Annotated in this window: 2 protein-coding genes and 1 pseudogene; all 3 read right to left on the bottom strand. The window is 73.7% G+C overall.

Annotated features, from left to right (window positions below; genetic code table 11):
- A partial coding sequence (locus ACXR2U_RS24030) for an alpha/beta fold hydrolase (RefSeq protein WP_458827619.1) occupies window positions 1-120 on the bottom strand: 120 nt, incomplete at its 3' end.
- A 15-nt stretch (window positions 121-135) separates the two neighbouring features.
- Window positions 136-897: pseudogene (locus ACXR2U_RS24025) on the bottom strand (HAD family hydrolase); the annotation flags it as partial.
- Window positions 898-1,020: 123 nt separating this feature from the next.
- Window positions 1,021-1,923: DUF5667 domain-containing protein (locus tag ACXR2U_RS24020; RefSeq protein ID WP_458827618.1), on the bottom strand; the 903-nt coding region annotated here is incomplete at its 5' end.

The raw sequence follows: 1,923 nt of genomic DNA, 5'->3' as shown, positions 1-1,923 counted from the left end.
GACACGGTGGGGATGCTGCAACGCGAGGTCGAGGCAGGTGGTGGCGCCCATCGACGTGCCGACGCACGGCGCCTTGTCGATCCCGAGGTGGTCCATGACGCGGACGACCGCCCCCAGCACGGTCCCGGCGCCGGCCCGACGGCGCAGGGCCACCGTCGTCCCGACCGCGCCGGCGGCGAGCCCGACCCCGAGGCCGGTGACCAGGCCGACCCGCACGGCCTTGCGGCCGGAGCGGAAGTCGCGGATCTCCCAGCCCCGTCTGCGGGCTTCGTCGCGCAGTGCCGAGTCGGGGTTGACCGCCACCGGGTGCCCGACGGCCGAGAGCATCGGCAGGTCGTTGATCGAGTCCGAGTAGGCCGAGCACGCCGCGAGGTCGAACCCCTCCTGCAACGCCAGCGCCGTGACCGCCTCGGCCTTGGCCTCACCGTGCAGGACGTCGCTGACCAGCCGGCCGGTGTAGACGTCGCCCTCGCTCTCGGCCACCGTGCCGAGCGCTCCGGTGAGTCCCAGCCGGTCGGCGATGACCCGCGCGAGGTCGGCAGGGGTGGCGGTCACCAGGTAGACGGGTTCGTCGCGGTCGAGGTGGGCGCGGGCCAGGGCGAGGGTGCCGGAGTAGATCTTGTCGGCCATCGCCTCGTCGTAGATCTCCTCGCCGAGTTCCTCGATCTCGCGGACCGACTTCCCGGCGACGAACGCCAGCGCGTTGTCGCGCGCGTTGTGCATGTCGTCGTGCGACTCGCCGCCGACGCGGAACCGGACCTGCTGCCAGGCGAACCGGCGGAGGTCCTTGGTGGTGAAGTACTTCCGGGCGGCGAGGCCACGCGCGAGGTAGTAGATCGACGCGCCGACCATCATCGTGTTGTCGCAGTCGAAGAAGGCCGCGGCCCGACCGGTCGGAGCGTCGCTCTCGTCGGCCCCGGTCACCGCGCGAACCTATCGCGCGTGGCTGAGCGCCGGTCTCAGCCGGACCTGGTCCGCCGCGGGTCGCTCAGCTGGTGGGTCGCTCAGCTGGTGGGTCGCTCAGCTGGTAGGGCAGGGGCCGAGCGAGATCCCCGCGACCACGGCGCCGCACGTGCCCACCGAGAGCAACGGCGTCGGGGACGACGAACCCGCCCGGGTGCGGCCCGGGCGGGAGGTCGAGGTGGTGGGGGTGCCACCGGAGTTCGCGGTCGGTGCCGCACTCGTCGGTGCGGAACTGCTGGGCCCGACGTCCGGGGTGCCGCCACCGGTGGCCGGCGCCGACGTCGTCCGCCCGGACGGAGCGGTCGACGGCGTCACCGGCGTGGCCGGGGCCGCCGCCGCCAGGCACGGCGTGGGACCGAACTGGTCGCGGTCGCGGCGGCAGGTCTTGTTCGTGTAGTCCTTCTGCAACTGCTCGGCGCGGGTCAGCGCCGCGCGGATGTTGGTGGCCGACGCCACGGCCCGGTCGTGCGCGGCGCCCTGCGCCGGGATGGCGCCGACCAGGGAGTCGATGCGGGCTCGCTGCCCCTGCGCCCATCCGACAACGAGCGTCAGCCCGTCGGACACGTTGCGCTTGATGGCGTCGTCGCCGATGAGGGTGACGCCCTTCTGGGTGTCGGTGTCGGCCGTCTCGAGGGTCTTGACCACGAGCTTGACGGTGCTGTCGGACAGGCCGCCGGCGGCGGACGTCCGGGCACCCAGAGCCATGGACTGTGGCCGGCCGACCAGATCGCGTACTTCCTGAACCCGGGTCTGAGCGCCGACGAGCAGCGCGTGGCCCTTGTCCAGGTCGCTGCCGGACAACGACACGTCCACGCCCTCTGCGGTGCGCTTGAGGCCGTAGAGGGCATCGCCGGGCAGGGCGCCGCGGGCGAGCCACGTCGCGCCGCCGAGCCCGACCACGACCACGGCCGCGCCGGCGACCAGGACGGTCATCGGGCGCGTCCGCGGCGCGGCGGCGGC

It is taken from the genome of Jatrophihabitans sp. YIM 134969, assembly GCF_054456675.1.
Note: the sequence above shows the minus strand (reverse complement) of the source record. Positions and strands in the feature narration are given on the sequence as shown.